Origin of the sequence: Micromonospora sp. NPDC085948 (assembly GCF_040686315.1) — a bacterium.
Lineage (GTDB): Bacteria > Actinomycetota > Actinomycetes > Mycobacteriales > Micromonosporaceae > Micromonospora.
Map to the genome: position 1 here is coordinate 1 of NZ_JBFBJW010000001.1, position 24,296 is coordinate 24,296.

27 protein-coding genes and 2 tRNA genes are annotated in these 24,296 nt (G+C 70.7%); 5 read left to right on the plus strand and 24 right to left on the minus strand.

Going from position 1 to position 24,296, the window contains the following annotated elements:
* Positions 1–549: 549 nt before the first annotated feature.
* A complete protein-coding gene (locus tag AB0O48_RS00005; RefSeq protein WP_357254541.1) occupies positions 550–774 on the plus strand; it encodes a hypothetical protein in 225 nt (74 codons plus the stop codon).
* Positions 775–777: 3 nt separating this feature from the next.
* On the opposite strand, the gene AB0O48_RS00010 is transcribed toward AB0O48_RS00005, so the two are convergent.
* Together AB0O48_RS00010 and AB0O48_RS00015 are read right to left on the minus strand one after the other, a co-directional pair.
* Entirely contained in the window at positions 778–1,575 is a 798-nt protein-coding gene (locus AB0O48_RS00010; protein WP_357573073.1) for a carbon-nitrogen hydrolase family protein, read from the minus strand.
* A 38-nt stretch (positions 1,576–1,613) separates the two neighbouring features.
* The gene (locus tag AB0O48_RS00015; protein ID WP_357573072.1) at positions 1,614–2,447 is read right to left on the minus strand and encodes an EamA family transporter; all 834 of its coding nucleotides are present in this window, start codon (positions 2,445–2,447) and stop codon (positions 1,614–1,616) included.
* A gap of 41 nt (positions 2,448–2,488) precedes the next feature.
* On the opposite strand from AB0O48_RS00015, the gene AB0O48_RS00020 reads away from it, so the two are divergent.
* Positions 2,489–3,115, plus strand: coding sequence for an XRE family transcriptional regulator (locus AB0O48_RS00020; protein WP_357573071.1), 627 nt, complete (start codon positions 2,489–2,491; stop codon positions 3,113–3,115).
* A gap of 26 nt (positions 3,116–3,141) precedes the next feature.
* On the opposite strand, the gene clpX is transcribed toward AB0O48_RS00020, so the two are convergent.
* The 5 genes from clpX to AB0O48_RS00045 all read right to left on the minus strand — a co-directional run bounded on the left by clpX (position 3,142) and on the right by AB0O48_RS00045 (position 7,793).
* Positions 3,142–4,437, minus strand: coding sequence for an ATP-dependent Clp protease ATP-binding subunit ClpX (gene clpX, locus AB0O48_RS00025; protein WP_145779357.1), 1,296 nt, complete (start codon positions 4,435–4,437; stop codon positions 3,142–3,144).
* A 211-nt stretch (positions 4,438–4,648) separates the two neighbouring features.
* The gene (locus AB0O48_RS00030) at positions 4,649–5,311 is read right to left on the minus strand and encodes an ATP-dependent Clp protease proteolytic subunit (protein ID WP_007464109.1); all 663 of its coding nucleotides are present in this window, start codon (positions 5,309–5,311) and stop codon (positions 4,649–4,651) included.
* Positions 5,312–5,321: 10 nt separating this feature from the next.
* Complete coding sequence (locus AB0O48_RS00035; protein WP_007464111.1) at positions 5,322–5,963, minus strand: ATP-dependent Clp protease proteolytic subunit; 642 nt, start codon at positions 5,961–5,963, stop codon at positions 5,322–5,324.
* Between the two features lie 272 nt (positions 5,964–6,235).
* The gene (gene tig / locus AB0O48_RS00040) at positions 6,236–7,582 is read right to left on the minus strand and encodes a trigger factor (RefSeq protein ID WP_357254549.1); all 1,347 of its coding nucleotides are present in this window, start codon (positions 7,580–7,582) and stop codon (positions 6,236–6,238) included.
* A 137-nt stretch (positions 7,583–7,719) separates the two neighbouring features.
* Positions 7,720–7,793: transfer RNA gene (locus tag AB0O48_RS00045), tRNA-Pro, on the minus strand.
* 338 nt (positions 7,794–8,131) lie between these two features.
* Here AB0O48_RS00045 and AB0O48_RS00050 point away from each other — a divergent pair.
* A tRNA-Gly gene (locus AB0O48_RS00050) sits at positions 8,132–8,202 on the plus strand.
* A 199-nt stretch (positions 8,203–8,401) separates the two neighbouring features.
* On the opposite strand, the gene AB0O48_RS00055 is transcribed toward AB0O48_RS00050, so the two are convergent.
* The 7 genes from AB0O48_RS00055 to AB0O48_RS00085 all read right to left on the minus strand — a co-directional run bounded on the left by AB0O48_RS00055 (position 8,402) and on the right by AB0O48_RS00085 (position 13,231).
* A complete protein-coding gene (locus tag AB0O48_RS00055) occupies positions 8,402–8,899 on the minus strand; it encodes a GNAT family N-acetyltransferase (protein ID WP_357573070.1) in 498 nt (165 codons plus the stop codon).
* 68 nt (positions 8,900–8,967) lie between these two features.
* Entirely contained in the window at positions 8,968–9,597 is a 630-nt protein-coding gene (locus AB0O48_RS00060; RefSeq protein ID WP_357254554.1) for a hypothetical protein, read from the minus strand.
* Between the two features lie 99 nt (positions 9,598–9,696).
* Entirely contained in the window at positions 9,697–10,293 is a 597-nt protein-coding gene (locus tag AB0O48_RS00065; RefSeq protein ID WP_357254557.1) for a hypothetical protein, read from the minus strand.
* A 117-nt stretch (positions 10,294–10,410) separates the two neighbouring features.
* Positions 10,411–11,253 carry a hypothetical protein gene (locus tag AB0O48_RS00070; RefSeq protein WP_357254561.1) on the minus strand — a complete coding sequence of 281 codons (843 nt, stop codon included), beginning with the start codon at positions 11,251–11,253 and terminating at the stop codon, positions 10,411–10,413.
* Positions 11,250–11,759, minus strand: coding sequence for a SigE family RNA polymerase sigma factor (locus AB0O48_RS00075; protein WP_357254564.1), 510 nt, complete (start codon positions 11,757–11,759; stop codon positions 11,250–11,252). Before AB0O48_RS00075 ends, AB0O48_RS00070 begins: the two co-directional genes overlap by 4 nt.
* Before the next feature lie 171 nt (positions 11,760–11,930).
* Positions 11,931–12,476, minus strand: coding sequence for a hypothetical protein (locus AB0O48_RS00080; protein ID WP_357254566.1), 546 nt, complete (start codon positions 12,474–12,476; stop codon positions 11,931–11,933).
* A 209-nt stretch (positions 12,477–12,685) separates the two neighbouring features.
* Positions 12,686–13,231, minus strand: a complete 546-nt coding sequence (locus tag AB0O48_RS00085) for a hypothetical protein (protein WP_357254568.1) — start codon at positions 13,229–13,231, stop codon at positions 12,686–12,688.
* Positions 13,232–13,371: 140 nt separating this feature from the next.
* On the opposite strand from AB0O48_RS00085, the gene AB0O48_RS00090 reads away from it, so the two are divergent.
* Positions 13,372–13,713: a hypothetical protein gene (locus tag AB0O48_RS00090; protein WP_357573067.1), complete on the plus strand. Its 342-nt coding sequence runs from the start codon at positions 13,372–13,374 to the stop codon at positions 13,711–13,713.
* Positions 13,714–13,763: 50 nt separating this feature from the next.
* Here the strand turns inward: AB0O48_RS00090 and AB0O48_RS00095 are convergent, their stop codons facing one another.
* The 4 genes from AB0O48_RS00095 to AB0O48_RS00110 form a co-directional block, all read right to left on the minus strand.
* The gene (locus AB0O48_RS00095) at positions 13,764–14,231 is read right to left on the minus strand and encodes a ribose-5-phosphate isomerase (protein WP_357254572.1); all 468 of its coding nucleotides are present in this window, start codon (positions 14,229–14,231) and stop codon (positions 13,764–13,766) included.
* 88 nt (positions 14,232–14,319) lie between these two features.
* Positions 14,320–15,519: a DUF1015 family protein gene (locus tag AB0O48_RS00100; RefSeq protein ID WP_357254574.1), complete on the minus strand. Its 1,200-nt coding sequence runs from the start codon at positions 15,517–15,519 to the stop codon at positions 14,320–14,322.
* Positions 15,520–15,599: 80 nt separating this feature from the next.
* A complete protein-coding gene (locus AB0O48_RS00105; protein WP_357254576.1) occupies positions 15,600–16,175 on the minus strand; it encodes a hypothetical protein in 576 nt (191 codons plus the stop codon).
* Positions 16,176–16,373: 198 nt separating this feature from the next.
* Complete coding sequence (locus AB0O48_RS00110) at positions 16,374–17,000, minus strand: disulfide bond formation protein DsbA (RefSeq protein ID WP_357254578.1); 627 nt, start codon at positions 16,998–17,000, stop codon at positions 16,374–16,376.
* A gap of 221 nt (positions 17,001–17,221) precedes the next feature.
* Between AB0O48_RS00110 and pepN the strand changes: the two genes are divergently transcribed.
* Entirely contained in the window at positions 17,222–19,771 is a 2,550-nt protein-coding gene (gene pepN, locus AB0O48_RS00115) for an aminopeptidase N (protein ID WP_365062174.1), read from the plus strand.
* Between the two features lie 180 nt (positions 19,772–19,951).
* Here pepN and AB0O48_RS00120 read toward each other — a convergent pair whose 3' ends face one another.
* The 6 genes from AB0O48_RS00120 to AB0O48_RS00145 all read right to left on the minus strand — a co-directional run bounded on the left by AB0O48_RS00120 (position 19,952) and on the right by AB0O48_RS00145 (position 24,220).
* On the minus strand, positions 19,952–20,359 hold the full coding sequence (locus AB0O48_RS00120) for a DUF5130 family protein (protein ID WP_357573066.1): 408 nt from the start codon (positions 20,357–20,359) through the stop codon (positions 19,952–19,954).
* Positions 20,346–20,642, minus strand: a complete 297-nt coding sequence (locus AB0O48_RS00125) for a hypothetical protein (RefSeq protein ID WP_355032334.1) — start codon at positions 20,640–20,642, stop codon at positions 20,346–20,348. The genes AB0O48_RS00120 and AB0O48_RS00125 overlap by 14 nt, the downstream gene beginning before the upstream one ends.
* Positions 20,643–20,717: 75 nt before the next feature.
* Positions 20,718–22,181 (minus strand): amidase, encoded by a 1,464-nt coding sequence (locus AB0O48_RS00130; protein WP_365062176.1) that lies wholly within the window; start codon positions 22,179–22,181, stop codon positions 20,718–20,720.
* Positions 22,182–22,269: 88 nt separating this feature from the next.
* The gene (locus AB0O48_RS00135; RefSeq protein WP_357254584.1) at positions 22,270–23,271 is read right to left on the minus strand and encodes an amidohydrolase family protein; all 1,002 of its coding nucleotides are present in this window, start codon (positions 23,269–23,271) and stop codon (positions 22,270–22,272) included.
* On the minus strand, positions 23,271–23,795 hold the full coding sequence (locus AB0O48_RS00140; protein WP_357254586.1) for a 3-hydroxyanthranilate 3,4-dioxygenase: 525 nt from the start codon (positions 23,793–23,795) through the stop codon (positions 23,271–23,273). Before AB0O48_RS00140 ends, AB0O48_RS00135 begins: the two co-directional genes overlap by 1 nt.
* Positions 23,792–24,220 carry a RidA family protein gene (locus AB0O48_RS00145; RefSeq protein ID WP_357254587.1) on the minus strand — a complete coding sequence of 143 codons (429 nt, stop codon included), beginning with the start codon at positions 24,218–24,220 and terminating at the stop codon, positions 23,792–23,794. The genes AB0O48_RS00140 and AB0O48_RS00145 overlap by 4 nt, the downstream gene beginning before the upstream one ends.
* Positions 24,221–24,296: the final 76 nt, after the last annotated feature.

Below are 24,296 nucleotides of genomic sequence, written 5' to 3' on the forward strand. Positions count from 1 at the left end.
TATAAATCATAATTGGCACTGGCTTTACAAGCACCCTGTTGAGTTCTCAAAGAACAACCACACACCGACCAGAAGCCCCACCTCAGTGGAACCCCGTTTCGGGGCAACCGCTCAAACCTACTTGGTCGAACTTTCATTGTCAACCTCATGTTCGAGGCGATCAATGTGGTTCGTCCGGACCCACGATGACGCACGCCGAACCCGGCGGTCGTTGCTGTCGTGGGAAGCCGCAGACCGGCCGATCGCCGCTTCGCGGCCATCCGCCCGGCTCCTGCCGGCTTCAGAACCTTACCCGGTCGGCTTCGCGTTCGCAACCCCGTTTCCGGGATGTTCCGCACCGCCCGATCCTCAGTCTCGCTCGGCGTCTCCGCCACGAGCCTGGCGCCCGTTCTCGGCCGGTTTGTCCGGCCTCCCCCGTGCAGAGAGAAAGTTACGCGGACGGCCCGGAGAAGGCAAATCAGGGTTCATCACTGGTTCGGATCGGCTGGTTCGCAACGGTCCCGGTACAGGCGGAGACGCGGGCCGTCCCGCCGTGCCAGAGTGTCTGACATGGATGAGTCCGGGCTCGGCACCACTGTGCTCGCCGAGGAGTCGCTGCTCGGCGTCCTCCTGCCGTTCTGGCAGGTGGTGATCGGTGCGGTCGTGCTCGTCGTACTGGTGCTCTCCGTGGGACGACTGGCCCGACGGGGCAAGTCCCGAATGACCACCGCGCTGCTGATAACCGCCGCGGCCATCGCCGGGTTCGCGGTCATCGGCGTCCTGCTGGAGGGCTGAGGCTCAGAGCCGCCGGTTGGCCAGGCTGGGCAGCTCGGCCCGGATCGCGGCGAGCCGGCCGAGGTCCAGGTCGACCACTGACACACCCGGGCCGTCCGGCACCTGGCTGAGGACCGTCCCCCACGGATCGACCACCATGCTGCGTCCGAAGCAGGTGCGGCCCGGGTCGTGGTCGCCGGTCTGGCCGGCCGCCGCCACGAAGCACTGGTTCTCGATGGCGCGGGCTCGCAACAGAACCTCCCAGTGGTCCCGGCCGGTGTGCATCATGAATGCCGCCGGGACCACCAGCAGCTGTGCCCCACCATCGGTGGCGAGCAGCCGGTACAGCTCCGGGAAGCGCAGGTCGTAGCAGATCGACAGGCCGACCCGCAGACCCTCGACATCCACCACCACCGGCTGAACCCCGGGTGCGACAGTCGCCGACTCCCGGTAGGAGACCCGGCCAGGGATCTCCACGTCGTACAGATGGATCTTGCGGTAGCTCGCGGCCAGACTGCCGGAGCGGTCGAAGACCAGAGACGTGTTCCAGGTGTGTTCCGGGTCCGGGCCGGCCTCGTGGAAGGAGCCGGCCACCAGCCAGATGCCGAGCCGCTGGGCGACCTCGGCGAAGAAGCTGCCGACCTCGCCGTCCACCGGCTCCGGCTCGGGCATCCCAGCGGCCGGGCCTATGTACTCGACGTACTCCGGCAGGACGGCGAGGTCCGCGCCGCCGGCGGCCGCGCGGCTCAGCAGGGCCTCCGCGGTGGCCAGGTTGGCCTTACGGTCGTCCCGGGCGTTGAGTTGGCAGACCGCGACGCGCATGAGCACAGGGTACGGCGGGGAGGGCGGCGCGGACAGCGTCACAGGCTGGCCAGCACCAACGCACCGGCCGCGAAGCCGAGCCCGGTGATCTGGACGGCGCGCAACCGTTCCCGGTCGACGGCCAACGCCAGCAGCACGGTGCTCGCCGGGTAGAGCGCGGCGAGCGCCGCGACGATGCTCAGGTGGCCACGGGCAGCGGCGGCCAGGAACAGCGCGTTGGCACCACTGTCGAGCAGACCGGCGACCGCCGCCCAGCCCCACTCCCGCCGCCCGAGGCGCAGCGGCGTCCGGGTGCCGACGGCCAGCGCGAGGCCAAGCGCGATCGAGCTTGCCCGAACCGCCGCCACCGGCCACATCCCCGCGCTCTCGTCGGCCTGGCCCAGGAGGGTGAAGAAGACACCGAACAGCGCCCCGGCGGCGGCGGCGAGCCCGACGAGCCGGGCCGGGATTGCCCGCCTGCCGCCGCTCTCCCCCAGGCTGACCAGGGCGATGGCCACCACCGCGAGGCCGGCGCCGGTGAGCGCCAGGGCACCCGGGAAGGACGCCGTGAAGAGACCGGCGACGATCGGCACCACTGCCGCGGTGATCGCGGTGATCGGTGCCACCACCGCCATCATCCCGCCCGCGAGAGCCCGGTAGAGCAGCATGATGCCGCCCCCGCCGGCCACCCCGGCGAGCAGCCCCCAGCCGAGGTCACCGATGTGCGGTGTTCCGGGTACGGCAAGCGCCAACACGACCAGCAGCGGGACGCTCAGCAGTTGGGAGATCACGGTTACGGCGATCGGTGCGGCGTGCCGGGACGCCTTACCGCCGGAGAAGTCGGCCGTGCCGAACGCGAGGGCGGACAACGCGGCCAGGACAATGGGTATCATGCATGTGTCGTACCACAATAGTGACCGTGAGGGATAGTTTAATGACCGAGTCGAGTCCGGATCGGGTGGGCGCGGTTACCGCTGCGGTAGCCCGACAGGTACGCGACCTACGGGCCGCCCGAGGGTGGTCCTTCGACGAGTTGGCCGGTCGGTCCGGGGTGAGCAAGGGCATGCTCGTGCAGATCGAGGGCGCGCGTACCAACCCGAGCGTCGGCACGCTGTGCCGGGTCGCCGACGCGTTCGGCGTCAACATCGCCCAACTACTCGAACCAGCCGAGGAACGGGCCGTGAAGATCAGTTCAGCCGGGGAGGCGCCCGTGCTCTGGCAGGGCGAGCACGGCGGCACGGCCCGCCTGCTGAGCGGGTTGGGCGAGCCGGATCTCGTCGAGCTGTGGGACTGGCGGCTACTCCCCGGGGAGTCCCACCGTTCCCTCGACCACCCGCGTGGCACCCGCGAGGTGCTGCACATCCTGGACGGCACGGTGATCGTCCGGGTCGACGGGCAGGACCATCCCGTCCGCGCCGGTGAGACCATCGAGATTCACGCCGATCGGGAGCACGGCTACCGCAACGACGGCGATGCCCCGGCCCGGCTGATGATGGTGACCGTCACCCCGTCGGGCGAATGGGACCGCCGGACGCGATCACGCCGGCCGCGTCAGGAGTAGAGCGGCCGGCGTGATGTCCGGTGGGATCAGGCCGACTTCTCCTCGCGGTCCCGCCGGGCCCGACGCCCGGTGAACTCGCGCGGAACGATTGTCGGGTTGACGTTCTCCAGGACCACCTCACGGGTGATCAACACTCGGGCGGCATCGGGGTTGCTCGGCACCTCGTACATCGCGGAGAGCAGCACCTCCTCGATGATCGCCCGCAGGCCACGGGCACCGGTGCCCCGCAGCATCGCCTGGTCGGCAATCGCCTCCAGCGCCGGCTCGTCGAACTCCAACTCGACACCGTCCAGCTCGAACAAGCGCTGGTACTGCCGGACCAGGGCGTTACGCGGCTCGGTGAGGATCCGCACCAGGGCGCTGCGGTCCAGGCTGCGCACGTTGGTGATCACCGGCAACCGGCCCACGAACTCGGGGATCAACCCGAACTTGAGCATGTCTTCCGGCATGACCTGGCTGAAGATGTCGTCGGTCGAGCGCTCGGAGACCGAACGGAGCCGGGCACCGAAACCGGTGCCGCCCTGCCCGGTGCGGGACTCGATGATCTGATCCAGACCAGCGAAGGCGCCACCACAGATGAACAGCACATTCGTGGTGTCGATCTGGATGAACTCCTGATGCGGGTGCTTACGCCCACCCTGCGGCGGCACGTTCGCCACCGTGCCCTCGAGCATCTTGAGCAGAGCCTGCTGCACACCCTCGCCGGAGACGTCCCGCGTGATCGACGGATTCTCCGACTTGCGGGCGATCTTGTCGACCTCGTCGATGTAGATGATGCCGGTCTCGGCACGCTTGATGTCGTAGTCCGCGGCCTGGATCAGCTTGAGGAGGATGTTCTCCACGTCCTCGCCGACGTAGCCCGCCTCGGTCAGCGCGGTGGCGTCGGCGATGGCGAACGGGACGTTCAGCATGCGGGCGAGGGTCTGCGCCAGGTGGGTCTTGCCGCACCCGGTGGGGCCGAGCAGCAGGATGTTGGACTTCGCCAGCTCGACGGCATCGCTGCCGGAGCCCGGCGCGTTGGCCGCCTCAGCCTGGATCCGCTTGTAGTGGTTGTAGACCGCGACCGCGAGCGCCTTCTTGGCCTGATCCTGCCCCACGACGTAGTTGTCGAGGAACTGGCAGATCTCCATCGGCTTGGGAAGCTCTTCCCACTTCACCTCGCCGGACTCGGCCAACTCCTCTTCGATGATCTCGTTACAGAGATCGATGCACTCGTCGCAGATGTAGACCCCTGGGCCCGCGATGAGCTTCTTGACCTGCTTCTGCGACTTACCGCAGAAGGAGCATTTCAGTAGGTCGCCGCCGTCACCGATCCGTGCCACCTACGTTCTCCCTGCACTCGTCGGCCGGAGACCCGGCCCTGACCTGCGGACGCTGCGCGCCGCCCGGTTTGGTTCACCCCACCGGCCCAACCGGCGAAGCGGTACGGACCCGACGTTACCCGCTGGCGGGGCATTCTCCGACCCCCAAAAGGGGTGTGTCAGAGGTCGGCCGGGAACTGCACGCCCCGGCCAACCTCTGACCCGGTACTGCTCAGCTGGCGGAGTGGGTCGCCAGCAGACCCTTCTTGCGGCTGGTCAGGATCGTGTCGACCAGCCCGTACTCCTTGGACTCCTCGGCCGTCATGATCTTGTCACGGTCGATGTCCTTGCGAACCTGCTCGATCGGGCGGTTGCAGTGGCGGGACAGCATGTCCTCCAACTGCGTCCGCATCCGCAGGATCTCCCGGGCCTGGATCTCGATGTCCGAGCCCTGCCCGTAGCCGCCCTCGGTGGCCGGCTGGTGGATGATGATCCGCGAGTTCGGAAGAGCCATCCGCTTACCCGCGGTGCCCGCCGACAGCAGCACCGCTGCCGCGCTGGCGGCCTGCCCGAGGCAGACCGTCTGGATGTCCGGACGGACGTACTGCATGGTGTCGTAGATCGCCGTCATCGCGGTGAACGAGCCGCCCGGCGAGTTGATGTACATGATGATGTCGCGGTCCGGATCGGTGCCCTCGAGCGTCAGCAGCTGGGCCATCACGTCGTTGGCCGACGCGTCGTCCACCTGGACGCCGAGGAAGATGATCCGGTCCTCGAAGAGCTTGTTGTACGGGTTCGACTCCTTGACCCCGTACGACGTGCGCTCGACGAACGACGGCAACACGTAGCGGTTGTGCACGGCCGCGAACTGGGGCGGCAAGCTCAGATCGGTCATCGTCAGCTCCTCAGCTCAGGGTCCCGGCGCCATCCGGAACCTGTGCGGCCCCGATGATCACCTTGTCGATGAAGCCGTAGTCCATGGCCTCCTGGGCGGTGAACCAACGGTCCCGGTCCGAGTCCGCCTCGATCTGCGACTGACTCTGGCCGGTGTGGTGCGCGACCCGCTCCTGGAACATCCGCTTCGTGTAGAGCATCTGCTCCGCCTGGATGGCGATGTCGGACGCCGTGCCGCCCAGACCACCGGACGGCTGGTGCATCATGATCCGGGCGTGGGGCAGGGCGTACCGCTTGCCCTTGGTGCCCGCGCAGAGCAGCAGCTGGCCCATCGAGGCCGCCATGCCCATCGCCACGGTCGACACATCGTTGTCGATGAACTGCATGGTGTCGTAGATCGCCATGCCGGAGTAGACCGAGCCACCCGGCGAGTTGATCCACAGGTTGATGTCGCGGTCCGGGTCCTCCGCGGCGAGCAGCAGCAGCTGCGCGCAGATGCGGTTGGCGACCTGGTCGGTCACCTCACTGCCCAGGAAGATGATGCGTTCCTTGAGCAACCGGTTGTAGACCGAGTCGTCGAGGTTGCCAATGGAGTCGCCACCGCGCGCGTCAATCGCCCGGAGCGACTTCTTGGGGATGTGCATGTCGGTCATGGCAGCCCTTCGCTCTCCGTACCGTCTTTCCCGACACTAACCGCTGTGCGGGGCGGCAGAGTCCCGGTCGGGGCACTGTTCGCTCTCAGCGCAGCTGTGTCGAGGGCACCCGCGGCGCGGGCTTCCGGGCGTACCCGGCAACGCTGACTTCCGGGCGTACCCGGCAACGCTGACTTCCGGGCGTACCCGGCAACGCTGACTTCCGGGCGTACCCAGAAATGGATTCGGCCGCCGTCCACCGCACAGCGGCGGACGGCGGCCGCACCCGACGATCAGTGGTCGTGGTTGTGCTCCGCCTCGTTGGCGGCACGGAGGGCGTCGAGGGTGACCTCGTTGCCGGCCGAGTCCTTGATCGTGATCCGCTCCATGACGGCGGCGAGCGCCTTGCCCCGCCGCACGTCGCCGAAGACCGCGGCGGCCGCGCCGGAGCGCACCAGCTGGTCGTAGTACTGCTGCGGAGCCATGCCGGCGCGCTGCGCCCGGTGCACGATCTCGTGCCCGAACTCGTCGTCGGAGACCTGCACGTCCTCCGCGTCGGCAAGCGTGTCCAGCAGGAGCTGGACCTTGACGCCCTCGGTCGCCGCCTCGGTCAGCTCGGCGTCGATCTGCTCCTCGGTCTTGTCCTCGGCCGCGAGGTATTCCTCCATCGAGGCGCCGATCCGCTCCAGCTGGTCGACCATCGCCTGCTTGCGGCTCTCGACCTCCTCGCGGACGACACCCTCCGGGGCCGGAATCTCGGCGGCCTCGACCAGCTGCGCGAGCGCCTTGTCGCGAGCCGCGTAGATCTGCTCGACCTGCTTGCCCTGGTTGACCCGGGCACGCAGGTCGCCGCGCAGTTCCTCGATCGTGTCGAACTCGCTCGCCATCTGGGCGAACTCGTCGTTCAGCTCGGGCAGCTCCTTCTCCTTGACCGTGCGCACGGTCACCGCCACCTCGGCGTCCCGGCCGGCGAAGTCGCCGCCGACGAGCTGGGTGGTGAAGGTGGTGTCGTCGCCGGCGGCAAGCCCGACGACGGCCTCGTCCAGACCGGGCAGGAGCTGCTTGCTGCCAACCTCGTGGGAGATGTTGCTCGCCTGGCCGCCCGGCACGTCCTCGCCGTCGACGGTGGCGTTCAGGTCGATCTGGACGTAGTCGCCCTCGGCGGCGGCCCGCTCGACGGTCTTGAGGGTCGCGAAACGCTCCCGCAGGTTCTTCACCTGCTCGTCGATCTCGCTCTCGTCGATCTGCAGCTCGTCGACGGTCACCTCGATGGAGGACGCGTCCGGGATGGTGATCTCCGGACGGACGTCGACCTCGGCGGTGAAGTTGAGCGAGTCACCGTCGTTGAACTCGGTGATCTCGACCTCGGGGCGCCCCAGCGTCTTGAGGTCGTGCTCGCGCACCGCGGCGAGGATGTTCTCCGGGATGGCCTCCTGCACCGCCTCGTTGAGGACGGTGCCGCGGCCGACCCGCTGGTCGATCACCGCGGTCGGCACCTTGCCCCGGCGGAAGCCCGGAACCTGGACCTGCGAACCGATCTCCCGGTACGCCTTCTTGAGGCTCGGCTCGAGCTCGACGAACGGCACCTCGATGGCGAGCCGCACGCGCGTCGGGCTCAGAGTCTCGACGGTGCTCTTCACAGGCGTACTCCTTGACGGATCTCAGTTGAGTCTGGGCGTGATTCAGCCCATCGAGTGTAGGCGAGCCGGCCTGACGCTCCGGCATCGCCCGGGAACCGCGGTGGCGGCACCCGGGGCGGCCCGGCCGCGGACGACAGTCGGGGTGGCGGGATTTGAACCCACGGCCCCTCGCTCCCAAAGCGAGTGCGCTACCAAGCTGCGCCACACCCCGTGGCGACGTGCAGTCTATGCCGTCGGCACGACTCAGGCGGTGCCGGGGCACCCACCACCCGGACACATCTTCCCAAACCGCCCGTATCACCTATGTAGCACGCCGCCGGGGCGGCCTCGGGGGCCTCGGCGGCCTCGGCGGGTGGAGATCCACACGACGTCATGAATCTCGCGGTATCCGGAGGCCGGAGAGACCACGACATCCGTGCCGCGGAGTGGATCTTCGGGCTGCGGCGGGGCGCGCACGCACAGCCCGGTGCCGCCGGGCGGTGACGTGGCTGCGCGGCCGGCAGAGACATTGGGTAAGCTGTCTGCGCGCCCCGTTTCGGCGGGGTGCACGCGGGCGTAGCTCAATGGTAGAGCTTCAGTCTTCCAAACTGACTACGCGAGTTCGATTCTCGTCGCCCGCTCAGCAATGGTGGCCCAGGTCAGGGATGGTTTCCGACCTGGGCCACATTCATGCCCATCGTGAATCCGTCCTGCCTGGCGAATCCGTCGGGACAGGCGCGACAGCCGGCCCCGACGGCACGACCAGCCCGCTGGCGATGGGTGACAGCCGCGCTCGGCACCCGGGACGCGGAGACGCCGTCCCGGATCACCTCGGACGTGTCACGACACGCGCGGCAACGCGAGCCAGTCCTGCCAGCTGATGTCCCGGCCCAGGTAACGGGGCTGCCGGAAGGGCCACTCGGTGGCGATCCACTGCGGCACCAGCGCGTCGAGCGCCCGCTCCGCCGCGCTGCCGACCAGGTCGTCCACCACCCACCAGGAAATCTCGCCGTCGGCGCCGACGCGCTCAGGCGGGTCGATGTAGACACATCCGAGGAGCGCCGTCTCCGCCTCGTCGAACAGCGCGTAGTTGAACGACTGGTGCGCGGCGATCTCCTTCTCGTGCCGCAGCAGGTCGGCGCGGTCCTCGTCATAGGTCATCGTCTCCGGGGGCCAGGCCCAGGCCGGGCCGAAGATCTCCCACAGGCGCTCTCGGGAGCCCATCACGGCGGGGTAGTCGAGCGCGGTGTCCGCCTCCCTGATCGGCCGCAGGTGCAGCGAGCTGTCGGGCACGGGCACGTGCACGGGGTGGACGAAGTCATCGGGCAACCAGCTCATGGGCCGAACTATCGCCGGTGGGTGCGGGGTGGTCCAGGGGTTTACGCGCCGCGGCGGACCACAGAAGATCAGCAGGAGCTGGAGATCCTGGTGACGTGGGGGCGGACGGCCAGGCACCGGTGGCGCAGGTTGAGCTGGGCGATGGCCTCCGCGTACCTGCCGTGGTGGACGTCGGTCAGGACCACCATCGGGTAATGGGCGTCCGCAGCGGTGAGTGCGCTGATCGGCAGGGAGAGGTGGAACAGTTTGCGGATCTCCACCAGTGCCCTCACCCCGGGACGGTGGGTGACCAGGACGTCGATCGGCCCGGTCGACGCTGCCGTATCCCCGAGATCTTCGGCCGAGTCGATCGACCGGAAGCCGTCCGCCGCCAGGAGCGACAACTGACCGGCAGGTGTGCCGTCGACGGTGCCCACCGCTCCGAGGCCGATGAGGACGACCTCGGGATCGCTGTCGTTCCGCGCGACGAAGAGGCCGACGCCGCCGCCGTCGTCCCCGATCAGCAACAGGTCAGGTGCGTAGTCCGGGATCTCGTACGTGCGGTTGCGTTCGGCGATCTCGTCCGGACCGTAGACGGACACGTCGGCTGCGGCGTCCACCGGCCGCTCACCAGTCCACACGTCGAGCAGCGCCTCCGGCGGCCGGACGCCAACCTGGGCCTCGACCTGCTTGGCGAGCGACTCCCGATCGTCGTCCACGAAACGCTCCCGGTCCCGACGGCCCAAACGGCGCTGATGCTGTTGAAGTGAACCATTCTCATCGCGATCAGGGGTCGCCACGACCCGACCGGACCACGATCACGGACGACTCATCGACCCGGTCCATCGGGCCGGGTCAAGCCCAGGCATCCCCGAACCGCGGGCCGGGCGACGGCGCACGTGGTAGGCGCAGGCCAGGGCGAGCACTATCGGTCCCCAGAGCGCTATCGGGCTGATGCACACCATGGCCAGCGCCTGCCACCAGCCGTTCTCGTACGCCACGCCGTCGGACACACCGACCCAGGTGAGCGCCATCCAGCCCGAGACCGTGGTCAGAAGCAGTCCCCCGACCACGGCCGGGACAACCGTCGCCATGGACGGCACACGTCGGCCACCGATGACCGGGATCCAGCTCGGGACCACCTCGCCCCAGCCGCGCACCAGACCGATGCTGAGCAGCGCCAGCAACTCGGTGAGCACACTGAGTCCGAAGACGTACGGAATGGCGATCCACAACGGTGACACGGGTGCGTCGTCGAGCTGACCCATGTCGAAGTTGAAGGCAAACGGCAACCTCCACAGGCAGGAGGGAAGCAGCAACCAGGGAAGCGCGTAGGCGGCACGGAGCGCCCAGCGTGGCACGGGCTGTTCGGTGTCGCTGCTGGCCGGGGCCGCGTGCAACAGGGTGATCGCCATATGCCAAATCCTTCACCGGCGTCGACGACAGCTGATCCCCGGTGAGGACCAGTCACCTCCCCCGCGCGAGCTAGGGCGCGGCGCCGGCCGGGCATCCCCGAGCCGGTGCCGCACGGGTCAGCGCAGGTGGAATCGTTCGTCGACCGCGAGGGCCGCCAGTTGCGGCACGGAGAACGGCAAGGTGGTCAACCCCGGCCGACTCTCGTCGAGCTTCGCGCCCTGCGCCACGTAGACCACCACGCCGTCCGGGTGCCGGTAGGCAGACCACTGGTCGAGCCGGTCGTCGTTGCCCGGTCGGACCACCACGCCGACCTGCGCCGCCCCGACCGTTTCGAGCTGGCATTCGCCCTGCATGCCCCAGAAGTCGCGGGCCAGGGCGCACGGGTCGGTCGGCAACTGGGTGCCGGCGTCGTGCACCTCGACGATCACGCGCCCGGTGCGGTTGCCCTTGGCCACGGCGACCGAGGACAGGTAACTCCACCTGTCGACGCCGTCCACCTTCTCCTCGAACTGCGCCTGGTGGGTCCGCAACGTCCGCTGGTCGGCGGGCTGGCTCGCCGGATCCTCCGGCGCGGTGTAGCCGGTGGGCACCACGGCGACGACCTCGTTGAGCAGGTGGACGCCCCGGTCGTGCTGGGATCCGGCCCGCGCCGTCCGGTCCTCCTGCGGTTTGCCGTCCGGTCCGGTCGGCCACGGCTCCTTGGTGTCCCCCGTCGCGTCCAGAGACACCAGTGGCCCCCGGCCCGCCGGTTGGTAGACGAGGTCGTCCGGAGTGGTGACGACCGCGAAGCCGGTGACCGCCAGCACGACGGCCGCCGATCCGAGCGACGTCCACAACGCGCGGCGGCGGAACTGTGCCCGACGTGCGGCGGCGAGCGCGGCACCCGTACTCAATGGTGGTGGCGGGGTGGTGTTCGCCATCTCGCCGCGCAACGCGTCACGCAACTCTTGTCCGTTCATCGCTCCCCCATCTCGATCCCGCTGTAAGTGGGTGCCAGGAGGCCGCGCAGCGTGTCGAGCCCGCGTGCCGCCTGGCTCTTCACCGTCCCTGGAGAGCAGTCCAACAGCCCCGCGACGTCCTCGATCGACTGGTCCTCCCAGTAGCGGAGAACCAGCACCGCCCGTTGGCGCGGTGCGACGCGGGCCAGGGCCTCAAGCAGCACCAGCCGACTCTCCGGCGAGTCGGGAGCGATCACCTGTTCGGCGTCTTCGCCCCCCACCCGTTCGCGCCGCCACCAGCCGCGACGCCGCTCGTCGAGGAACGTCCGGACCAGGATCTGCCGGACGTAGCTGTCGAGCACCTCGTGCCGCGAGATCCGGTGCCAGACCCGGTAGAGCTTGACGAACGTGGTCTGCACCAGGTCTTCCGCCCGGTGCCAGTCGCCGCACAGCAGGTACGCCGTGGCGCGCATGGCAGCGGAGCGTGCCGCGAAGTACTCGGCGAACGCCTCGTCGCGATCGCTCATTCAGGCCTCCGATTCCCGTTTCGAGATAGACACGCGGGGTCTCACCCGGGGGGTTGCCTCGCAACTCGTGCGTGTCTCGGAGGGATCAACGCCGAACGGGCCGCCGAGGCGACAAACCCCGACGACGGGCGTCACTCACCAGCACCCGATCGCGCGGGCGGCGCTGTCGGCTCAGGCGAAGTCGCGGCGCTTCAACTTGGCCCGCCGGCCGTCCGGGTGGTGCCAGACGATCCCCTCGTACCGGGGGTGCGCCAGCAGCCAGTCACGCAGACCGTCCAGGTCACGCGGCACGTCGAACTGTTCGGCGTCGGCGTGGGGCACGAGTTCGTGGCCCCGTACCCCCTCGGGGTTGCCGTTGATCTTCGGGCCGATCAGTTCGTAGGTGCCGGGAGGCCGCCGTTCCGGCCCGGCGGCGGCCAGGGCCTCGGCGTGGTACCTGGCGTACGGCGACTGCTCGACCGGCTCCCAGCCCATGGTCTTGCCCGTCACGTCGTCGGTCATCACCGGGCGGTAGCCCGACGGCTGCGGCCGGCCCGGCCGCACCTCGCGCCGCGCCCACCACACGCCGTCCTCGTCGAGCAGCACGCAGGTGCCGTCGTACTTTCGCGTCGACGTCCCCTCCCCGTCGAGGACCCACTGGCAGGTGGGGTTGACCTCGGGCAGGACGTGCCTGCGGTCGTCGGGGTCGCGGAGAAAGAGGGTGGGAATCTTCTTCACCCGAGCATGGTCCCATCGGCCCGAAGCGATTTATCGCGGGAACTGGGGTCCTGGACGCGAGACGGACCGGTCCCCGCACGGATGAACCGTGGCCAGCGGGGTATGCGGCGGCCCTGTCTGGTGGAGGAGACGACCGGCCTCGCGGCGTGCCGCGAGGCCGACGCCCGGGCGGGCGGCGCTCGCCGGCCGCCTGGGCGTTTCCCCGATCCTCAGTTCGAGGAGATCCAGTTCCAGGCCGAGACGACCCACTCGGTCTGCTGGAGCCACGCCACACCCAGGCCGACGAGGAACACCGCCGTCGCCAGGTGGGCACCGCGGGCGCTGCGCCGCACCCGTCCGAGCTGCCGCTCCCACACCACCCGGCCGACCAGCCGGGACAGGGCGAACAGGCCGACCGCCACCAGCAGGCTGAGCACCAGCACCAACACCGGACCAGTCAGGTCACCCTGGCCGGAGAGCGCCCAGATCCCCCAGCAGACGAACGCGAACAACCCCGCCGCCGCGCTCCACTCACCGCCGCGGCGCAGTTGCGCCATCCGCCAGCTCAGGGGCCGACGCGGGGCCGGCTCACCGGGCCAGCCGGTGCCGGTCGGCTCCTGCTCGACCACCGGGAACGGCTCGGTCCGCGGGGTGCGCGCCTGACCTACCGGGGCCACGCCCCGGCGGAACGCGTCACGCTGCGGCGGCACCCCGACGCCGGCCTGCGGTGGCACCTCCACGGTCCGCTCCGCCCACGGCTGCGTCTGGTCTGCCATCTCGTCCTCCCCCTGACCGACGGCATCACCGCCGCCTGAATCCGAGGGTAACCAGCCGGCAACCAGGTCGCCGACCCCGCCCGGGACGCGCAGCGGCACGACAGTGCCGAATCGCACGCCGGGCAGGGTACGGTCGGCGGATGGGTGACCCCGACCGACGACGGCGACGGCTACGCCACCACCCCGACCCGGAGCCGGCCGGTCGGAGCACCGACACCCCGACGGCCAGCACCGCAGGGGTGCACGACGGCGACAACCCGCCCCCGCGCCGCCGCAACTACGGCGGCGACGAGCGCGACGGCGAGCGGGGCCTGCGCGGGTTGGTCGGTTCCGGTTCGTCCCAGGTGGGGCTCAGCGCCGCGCTCCGGGCCCGGGACGCCGCCCGACCCAGCGACGACGACCTGGCCGAGGCGGAGGCCCGGGTGGTGGTCGTCCGACGCAACTGGGTGCCCCGCGAGGAGTTGCCCCGCTCGCCGCGCTGACTGCCGCCCCGGGCCGGGACGCCGTTGACAGAGCCGGAAGCGCCGGCCGGTCAGGGCAGGTCGGGCAGCTGCCGGGTCTTCTCGTAGTCGGCCACCTGGGTGATCCGGCGGGCATGCCGCTCGTTGCCGGAGAACGGCGTGTTGAGGAACGCCTCGACGATGCCCGTGGCGTCGTCCAGCGTGTGCTGGCGGGCGCCGATCGCGACCACGTTCGCGTCGTTGTGCTGACGGGCAAGTTGGGCGGTCTCCACGCTCCACGCCAGCGCGGCGCGGACCCCGGCGACCTTGTTCGCGGCGATCTGCTCACCGTTGCCGGACCCACCGATGACCACACCGAGGCCCGTCTCGTCGGCCACCACCTGGTCGCCGGTGTGCAGGCAGAACGTCGGGTAGTCGTCGTCCGGGTCGTAGCTGTGCGGGCCGACGTCGACCACGTCGTACCCCTGTTTGGCCAGGTGGTTGGCCAGGTGCACCTTCAACTCGAAACCGGCGTGATCGGATCCCAGGTAGACGCGCATACCGCGCAGTCTCTCAGGCCGTGCTCTCCGACGACGCGCGGGCGGCGTCGGAGAGCCGGGTTCGTCACACGGTCGGGTGCGGGACCGCTCAGCGCGGCAGCTCGGCGACGACCAGACCGCCGCGCGCCTTCGGGGTGAACCAGGTGCTCTTGCGGGGCATCTTCTCCCGGGCGAGGTTTACCGCGACGAAGTCCGCCACGGTCACCGGCGCGATCAGGACCGCCAACTCGGCCCGTCCGGCATCGACCTCACCGGTGAGCCAGCTCGCCGGGTAGTCGCCGCCGACGTAGGTGATCCGCTTGTCGCCCGGGTCCAGACCGAGCGCGTCGCGCAGCAGCAGCCGCTCGACCAGGGCGTGGTCCAGGTTCTCCAGGTCGCCGGCCGCCGTGGCGGGCAGGCGCACCGCGTACCCCTGGTCGCCGAGGCGGAGGTGCACGGTGCCGCCGGCCGCCGGGACCTCGACCGGGCCGTCGATCGGCGCGACCTCGGCGCCCGCCGCCCGCAGCCGGTCGAGCAGCTCGGCCGGTGTGGTGGTCAGCTCGCTGACCAGCCGGTTGTAGGGCTGGATGGCGACCGACGCGGGCGTGGTGACCACGGCCAGGAAGCGCGGCAGCCCGCCGGTCTGTGCGGCCAGGCTGCGGTGGTTACCGTCGGCGACGACCAGCTCCCCACCACCGGCGAGAGCGGTGAGCGTGGCCTGCTCCGGGCCGGGGCCGAGCAGCCAGATGGCATGGGTGCGGCCCGCCTGGTCGGTGTCCGTCGCGGCGGGCGCGCCGGCCGTCTCGGTCGCCGCCGCGAGCGCGGCGTGCAGCTCGTCGCCGCGCCCGGTCTGCAACAGGAGTACGGGTGAGAGCAGGTGACCAAGCGCCTCGGCCAACGCCACCCGCTCGCGCACCTTGGCGATGAAGACGTCCTCGTTGCGGATGACCAGACCGGGCTCGTCGGCCCGGGTGGAGATCTGGTCGGTGTCCACCATCGCGAACAGCCCGTACGCCGACTCCTCGCCGGGCGCGCTGATCCGGTAGAGCACGACCACCTGCTCGGCGGGTGTGTAGCTGCCGTCGGCCTTCGCCTCGGCGAGGCGGGCCACCGCGTCCGGCAGCGCGTCGAGGAACGACGTGCCCAGACTCTGTGGGGCGCGATGCGGCATCTCGATGCCGAGAGCACTGTGCGGGTTCGCCTCGATGATCGCGGTGATCTCCGCGTCGTCGGCGAACTCGTCGTAGTTTTGCGCGCCGGTGCCACCAGTGGTGACCCACGCCCGGGAGATCGGATGCACGACGGTCATGCCCACTGACGCTACCGGCGGCGGTGTCGCCACCGACGGGGACCCGCGCGGGGGTCCACCAGATGAAAGCGCCGAGCCGGTCAGCTGGCGCGGTCGGAGGCGCCCCGGCGGTGCCTGCCTGCCGCCGGTCCGGCGTTGCCCCGTCGACCGATCGCGGCCGGCCCGGTGTTCACGGCGCGGCGGGGCGACGCGGGCGGCCCCGGTACCGGACGGTCGGGAGGCGGGGACGGCACGGGACGCGGGCTCAACGGCGGCGTCGGCACCGGACGCGGAGCGGTGGGTGCCGGCGGGGGCGGCGCGGGTTCGGCCGGTGCGGCAGCCGACGGCAGGACCGGAGCCGACGCCACGGCGGCAGCCACCGCCGCGACCGGCGGTAGCGGCGCAACCGGCGGTAGCGGCTCGAGCGCCGGTGCCACCGGTGGCGCGGAACCGGCAAGCGGTGCCGCGGGCTCGACCGGGGTCAGCCGTGAGGTCACCGGAACCCGGGCCACGCCGACCACGATGGGCGGCGCGAGCAGATCCACCATGTGGGCGGGAAGGTCGGGGCGGACCGCCGGCCAGCGGGAGTCGTCGACCGACCAGTAGGCCGCGCCGGGAGTCTCGATCACCCCCGGTCGGGTCAGTTGATCGTCACCGGACGCACGGTGCTTGGCCATCGGGAATGCCTCCACGAACTGCGGGGTGCGGCCCTGCGGGTCGCTGCGGCGGACATGCAGGCCAACGACGCGGGCAGTCTCCCGGTGACGGGGCGGGCACCGCCGACCCACGACACGCCGAGCGAACGTGCGTGGCGCCGTGCCGTCGGGACGACCGCCCTGCCAACGCCGGGCGTTGACAGGGCAGCCCTCCGCAGCTCAGTCGAAGATCGGGCTCTGCTCGCGGGTGCGCTTGAGCTCGTAGAAGCCCGGGGTGCCGGCGACCAGCAGGACGCCGTCCCAGAGTCGCCCGGCGGCCTCCCCCTTCGGGGCCGGGGTGATCACCGGGCCGAAGAACGCGACCGGCGTGCCGTCCGGGCCGGGCGCGTGGACGACCGGAGTGCCGACGTCCTGCCCGACCGGGCGCATGCCGGCCTCGTGGCTGGCCCGCAGCGCCTCGTCGTAGTCGGTGCTCTCGGCGGCCGCCGCCAGCGCCGGGTCCAGGCCGGCCTCGGTCAGCGCGGCGACGTAGAGCTCGTGGCGCCGCTCCTCCTTGCCGAGGTGGATCCGGGTGCCGAGCGCGGTGTAGAGCGGACGCAGGGCGTCGTTGCCGTACCGCTGCTCGGCGGCGATGCAGACCCGCACCGGCCCCCAGGCGGTCTTCAGGAACTCCTTGTAGTCCTCGGACAACTCGTCCCGGCCGTCGTTGAGCACGGACAGGCTCATCACGTGGAAGCGGATGTCCACGGCACGGATCTGCTCGACCTCGAGCAGCCAGCGGGACGTGATCCAGGCCCACGGGCAGGCCGGGTCGAACCACATGTCGGCGGTGACACGTTCGGTCACGGTGAGATCCCTTCGCAACGGGGGCGCCGGCGGCGGTCGGCGTCTCAGGAGAATCTTCACCCCGAAGCGCATCGACCGGCACTCGAATGAGAGCGTGACCTCGGCCACCGGGACGGGGCCTTCATGGAAGACTCGAATCGAGCCGGCCGTCACGAGCGGTAGGCGAACGGGCGCCGCCGGGCGTACGGCGAGATGTGGGATGGAGAGAAACAGTGCCGGGAGTGCGCAACCTGACGCAGGTCGAGGCGACCGAGCGGGCCCGCCTGCTCAACGTGACGGGGTATGACATCAGTCTGGACCTGTCGAGCGCCGTGCTGGCGGCCGACGGCCGCACGTTCCGGTCGACGACCGAGGTCCGGTTCCGTTGCAGCGAGCCCGGCGCGAGCACGTTCATCGAGCTGGCGGCCGAGTCGGTGCGGTCCGCGACGCTGAACGGCACGCCCGTCGACCTCTCCGACTGGTCGGCCGAGAAGGGTCTGGTCCTGTCCGTGCTGGCCAGCGACAACACCCTGGTCGTCGAGGCCGACTTCAGTTACTCCAACAGCGGGCAGGGACTGCACCGGACGGTCGACCCGGTGGACGGCGAGACGTACCTGTACAGCCAGTTCGAGACGGCCGACGCGCAGCGGGTGTTCGCCTGCTTCGACCAGCCCGACCTGAAGAGCGTCTACACCTGGCACGCCACCGTGCCGGCGCACTGGCGGGCGGTGTCCAACATGCCGGTGCAGCGCGAGGAGCCCGCGGGTGAAGGGCTCAAGACGCTGCACTTCGCCGAGTCGCCCCGGATGAGCGCCTACATCACGGCCCTGTGCGCCGGGCCGTACCACGAGGTGCGCGACAGTCACGACGGCATCGACCTGGGGGCGTTCTGCCGGGCGTCGATGGCGCAGTACCTGGACACCGACGACCTGTTCCTGATCACCAAGCAGGGCTTCGACTTCTTCCACGAGAAGTTCGGCGTGCGCTACCCGCTGCCGAAGTACGACCAGCTCTGGGTGCCCGACTTCAACGCCGGCGCGATGGAGAACTTCGGCTGCGTGACGCACGCCGAGTCGCACTACCTGTTCCGCTCGCAGGTCACCGACTTCGAATACGAGCAGCGGGCCAACACGATCCTGCACGAGCTGGCCCACATGTGGTTCGGCGACCTGGTCACCATGCGCTGGTGGAACGACCTGTGGCTCAACGAGTCCTTCGCCGAGTGGGCCAGCCACTGGTGCAACACCAACGCCACCCGGTTCACCGAGGCGTGGACGACGTTCCTGTCCATCCGGAAGAACTGGGGCTACCGGCAGGACCAGCTCTCCTCCACGCACCCGGTCTACACCGAGATGCCGGACATGGAGGCCGTCGAGGTCAACTTCGACGGCATCACCTACGCCAAGGGCGCGAGCGTGCTCAAGCAGCTCGTCGCGTACGTGGGTGAGGAGCCGTTCGTCGCCGGCCTGCGGGCCTACTTCGGCAAGCACGCCTGGGGCAACGCCACCTTCGACGACCTGCTCACCGAGTTGGAGGCCGCGTCCGGCCGGGAGCTGCGCAAGTTCGCCGCGCAGTGGTTGGAGACCGCGCAGGTCAACACGCTGCGACCGGAGGTGACCATCGGCGCGGACGGCACCTACGAGCAGGTGGCGGTCCTGCAGGAGGCACCGACCGCGTACCCGACGCTGCGCACGCACCGGATCGGCGTGGGCCTGTACGACCTGGCCGACGGGCGGCTGGTGCGCCGCGAGCGGTACGAGGTGGACGTGACCGGCGAGCGGACGGACCTCGCCGAGCTGCGCGGCGTCCGGGCCGCCGACGTGCTGCTGCTCAACGACGACGACCTGAGCTACACCAAGCTGCGCCTCGACGATCGCTCGATGGCGACCGTGGTGCAGCACATCGGTGGCTTCGAGTCGTCGCTGGCGCGGGCGCTCTGCTGGACCGCGGCCTGGGACATGATCCGCGACGCGGAGCTGTCCGCCCGCGACTACGTGGCGCTCGCGCTGAGTGGGCTGCCCGCCGAGACCGACATCAATCTGGTCACCGCGACCCTGCGGCAGGCGACCACCGCGCTCACCCTCTACGCCGACCCGGCCTGGGCGCCGACCGGCTGGGCCGATCTGGCCCGTACCGCCCGGGACGCGCTCGCCGCCGCCGAACCCGGCAGCGGGTTCCAGCTGGCCTGGGCCCGTGCGTTCACCTCGGCGGCCCGCTCCGACGAGGACCTGGCCACGCTGCGCGGCTGGCTGGACGGCACGGGTGCGCCGGCCGGGTTGACCGTGGACACCGAGCTGCGCTGGTCGGTCCTCGCCGCGCTGGTGGCCAACGGCGCCGCCGGCGCCGCCGAGATCGAGGCGGAACTGGCCGGTGACCGCACCGCCAGTGGCGAACGGGAGGCGGCGTACGCGCACGCGCTGGTGCCGACGGAGGAGAACAAGGCAGCCGTGTGGGCGCTGCTGACCGGCCCCGACGCGCTGCCCAACTGGCGGCACCGGGCGCTGTTGCAGGGCCTCGCCCACCCGGCGCAGGTGGAGCTGATCACCCCGTACCGGGAGAAGTACTTCGCGGCGATCGGCCAGGTGTGGGCCACCCGGGACAGCGAGCCGGCACAGGAGTTCGTGCAGCTGGCGTACCCGGTCTACCTGGTGGAGGACGAGACGGTGGCGGCCACCGACGCGTGGCTGGCCGGCGACGGGCATCCCGGCCCGCTGCGCCGGCTGGTCGCCGAGGGCCGCGACGGCGTGGTGCGGGCACTCAAGGCCCGCGCGAAGGACGCGCCACAGAGCTGACCAGGGAGTACGCGGCCCGGTGCCGGCGTGGACGCGAGTCCTCGCCAGCACCGGGCCATCACCTCGGAAGATCGTGCTCGAACACGGAAACAGGGGCCTCAGCCGCAGCCGAGGCCCCTGTTTCCTGGATCGAGCACGATCTAGCTAGCGGGCGTGCGCGTCGTACCTACGTGGGAGGGCTCAGCCCTTGCCGGCGTGGCTGGCGAGCTGGTCGAGGCCGTTGATGATGCCGCCGGCCAGGTCGCCGCCGCTGAACGCACCCGCCATGGAGAGCGCGGCCAGTTTGGCGTACGTGTCGGGGATGCGCTTGCGCGCGTAGCGCCCGGTGATGATCTCCAGCTGGCGCTGGTTGGGCGACACCGCGATCAGCACCGACTTGTCGGGGTCGGCGAGCTGGCGGTGCAGCCGCTGGGCGTGCTCCCGGATCGGCTCGTCGAGACCGCCGACGAAGACCGAGAAGACCAGGCCGGTGCCCCTGTCGGCCAGGCGCAGCGCCTCGTCGATGCGCAGCAGCTGGCGGGTCGAGAAGGGCCCGTCCAGCACCTCGGGCGGATTTTCCGTCCCGGTCTGCTTCTCACCAACGGTCACTTGCGCCTCCGGTTCCACCGGCCGGCGCGTCGACGCTGGCCTGCTCAAGCTTGTGGCTGGTCAGCGCGGGCGCCTGCGCCCCCGCCGTCAGCGCGGTGCCGGCCGAGTCGGCCAGCTGCTCCGGACGGCCCAGGAACCAGACCGGAGTGAAGTCGAAGGGCCGGCCCGGCCGGTAGCGCTTCGCGCCACCGCCACCGCCGGTGGCACCCCCACGGCTACCGGCGTACGACAGGCCGGCGATGACCAGGACCGCGGCCAACGGGATGCCGACGAAGACCAGCAACGTCTCGGTAACAGACAATCCCAACGCCCCCAGGCGGAAGAAGGACGACCTCGAACAACCGGGTCGGATGGACGATCATGATGCCGACCACCCGACTCCGTCACCATTCACGTTAGCGGAGTCGACGGCCCGCCAGATTGCGGGGTGCCGATCCCATCCGTCACTGGAGTTCTCCAGTTGCGCAGCCGTCGCGATGAGCCGCGCGTCGTCGCCGTACCGGCCGGTCAACAGCACCCCGACGGGTAGGCCGTCGGTCGTGGTGCCCACCGGCAGGGACACGGAGGGATCGCCGGTGACGTTGAAGATGGCACAGTACGGCGAGAAGCGGCGTTGCCTGTCGAAATCGGCCGCCGGGTCACCGTCGGCGGTGAACCAGCCGACGGGTGCCTGCGGGGCCGCGAGGGTGGGGCAGAGCAGCAGGTCGCAGCCGGCGGTGCGACGGGCACCCAGCCGGACCTGTGCCTGCAACTCCCCGAGGGTGGCGGCCAGGGTGCCGGCGGAGATCTCGGCGCCACGGGCCCGCAGCAACCGGGTCAGCGGCAGCAGCTCCGCCTCCCGCTGGGGCGGCACCGGAGTGAGCGCCAGCACGTACCAGAGGATCTCGAACAGCGGCCACGCCGCCGGCCCGAGCGGCGGTGCCACCTCGACCACCTCGTGGCCGGCCGCGGTGAGCAGCGCGGCGGCCTGGTCCACGGCGGCCACGCAGTCGGGGTGCACCGGCTCGTCGGCGAGCATCGGCGTGGTGAACCGGCCGATTCGCAGCGGGCCGGGATCGGCGCGGCGCGCGGCGGCCAGGTAGCCGCCCGGCGGCGCGGTTGGCGGCAGGTAGGGCTCGCCGGGGACCGGCACCGCCATGACGTCGAGCAGCGCGGCGACGTCGGTGACGGTCCGCCCGAGCGGGCCGCTGGTGGGCAGGCCGAACGCGCCGGAGCCGATCGGCCCGCCGGAGACGAGGCCACGGCTCGGCTTGTAGCCGACGAGGCCGCAGAGCGCCGCCGGGATGCGCAGCGAGCCGCCGCCGTCGGACCCCTGGGCGACCGGGACCAGCCCGGCCGCGACCGCCGCCGCCGCGCCACCGCTGGACCCACCGGCGGTGTACGCCAGTTGCCACGGATTGCGGGCCGGTGGCGCGACCCGGCCCTCCGAGTAGAGCGAGCAGCCCAACTCGGAGGTGGTGGTCTTGCCGAGGCTGACCAGGCCGGCGGCCTTGATGAACCGGACCACGTCGGCGTCGACCGGCGGCACGAAGTCGACGAACGCGGCCGAACCGAAGGTGGTACGGATCCCGGCGGTGAGGGTCAGGTCCTTGATCGCGGTCGGCACACCGTGCAGCGGGCCACGCGCCTCGGTCGGCACGGCGTCGGCGGCGCGTGCGGCCTGCCGGGCGAGCTCCGGTGTGACGGTGACGAACGCGCCCACGGTGTCGCCGAGCGCCGCCACCCGGCTCAGGGCATGCTCGACCAGGTCGACGCTGGACAGCTCGCCGCGGGTGATCGCGGCGGCCTGCTCCAGCGCGGTCAGGTCGTGCGGCTCGGCCATCCCGTCATCCTGCCCTGCTCGGACCAGCGATGACGCTCCGACACGGCGTCGGCGTCCCTCCCGCTCGGGCCGTCGGTGCCAGAGACGTTCAGCCGTGCAGGAAGCGCAGCGCGTTGCCGCCGAGGAGTTTGTCGCGTTGGTCGTCGGTGAGGAAGTCGGCCGCGTGGACCACCGCGCCGGCCGGGCGTTCGCCCAACGGGTACGGGTAGTCGCTGCCGACCAGCACCCGGTCCTCCCCCATCGTGTCGACAAGCAGCCGCAGGGCGGGCGGCGCGAAGACCACCGAGTCGACGCTGAACCGGTCGACGTAGCTGCTGGGCGGCGCGGCGGACGCGCCACGGACGAGGTCGCCCCGGCGGTGCCAGGCGTTGTCGGCGCGGCCGAGCCAGAACGGGAAGCTGCCACCACCGTGCGCGAAGCAGATCCGCAACGTCTCCGGTACCCGGTCGAAGACACCGCCCAGGATCATCGCCAGCACGGACAGGTGCGTCTCGGCGGGCATCCCGGTGAGCCAGCGGGCCATCCAGCGGTCCAGGCGGGGACCGCCCGGCATGTCCCACGGGTGGACGAAGACGGGCGCGCCCACCTCGGCGCAGTGTTGCAGGAAGGTGACCACCCCCGCGTCGTCCAGGTCCCGGTCGCCGACGTGGTTGCCGATCTCCACGCCCACGTGCCCGGCGGCGAGGCTGCGGTCCAACTCGGCGCAGGCGGCGTCCGGGTCCTGGAGCGGCACCTGGCAGAACGGCACCAGTCGGTCGCCTCCGGCCGCGGTGACCTCCAGGGTCAGGTCGTTGAAGATCCGGGCGACCTTCACCGCCTGGTCGGCCGGACGGTCGTAGCTGAAGAAGACCGGCGTCGGCGAGACCACCTGCACGGCCACGCCGTCGGCGTCCATGTCGGCCAGTCGGCGTGCCGCGTCCCAGCACTCGGCGCCGACCGGGCGAAACTCCGTCTCGCCCACCATGACCATGGCAGCGCGTTCGGAGTCGACCCGCAACCAGGGCCAATCGGACCCGCCGCACGCCGCGCCGAGGTCCGGCCAACCCTTCGGTACGACGTGCGTGTGCACGTCGACGACGCCTGCGGGCATCAGCCCTTGCCCGGGTGCAGGGTGCCGCAGTTGGCGCAGGTGCGGGCCTGCTCGTCGGCGTAGAACGCCTGGAACACCGGCGGCAGATCGGCGGCGATGTCGCGGACCTGCAACTCCACCTCGTGCACCTTGTTTCCGCACTCCGGGCAGTACCACTGGAAGGTCTCCAGGGTGCCCTCCTCGCGGACCCGCTCGACGACCATGCCGATCGAGCCGGCCTCCGGGCGCTGCGGCGAGTGCGGGGTGTTGCGCGGCAGCATCCACATCTGACCCTCGCGCACGTGCACCGTACGCGGCCCCTGCGGGGTCATCAGGTTGATGTGCATGTTGCCCTTGACCTGGTAGAAGAACTCCTCGTACGGGTCCACGTGGAAGTCGGTGCGCTGGTTGGGCCCGCCCACCACCATCACGATGAAGTCGTCCCCGCCGGGGAACATCTCCTTGTTGCCCACCGGCGGCTTCAGCAGGTGCTGGTTGTCAGCGATCCACCCGGGAAAGCTGAACGGTTCGGCGATCTCACTCACGACTGACCTCCCGAGGGAAGAAGGGCCACGGCCTGGATCTCGATGAGCAGGTGCGGGTGGGGCAACTGGTGCACGGCCACCGTGGTGCGGGTCGGCCCGGACGCGTCGAAGAACTCCGCCCACACCTCGTTGTAGCCACCGAAGTCGTTCATGTTGACCAGGTACGACGTCACCTGGACGAGGTCGGTGAGGTCCGCGCCGACCGAGCGCAGCAGGTCCCGCACGTTCTCGATGACGGCCCGGGTCTGCACCCGGATGTCGAGGTTGGTCGTGCCGAACTCGTCCACCGACACACCGGCGAAGCTGTTGTCCGGCCGTCGCGACGACGTACCGGAGACGAAGACGAACCCACCCGCCACCTTGACGTGCGGAAAAGCCCCCCGCGGCACAGCCTTTCCGGCCACCACCCGCGCGACGCCGCTCATGACCACCCACCCCCAGGCACCGCCGCGCGGACCCCAACCAGGTCAGGGGTTCCGGGCAGCCCGACCGGCGCAGGGA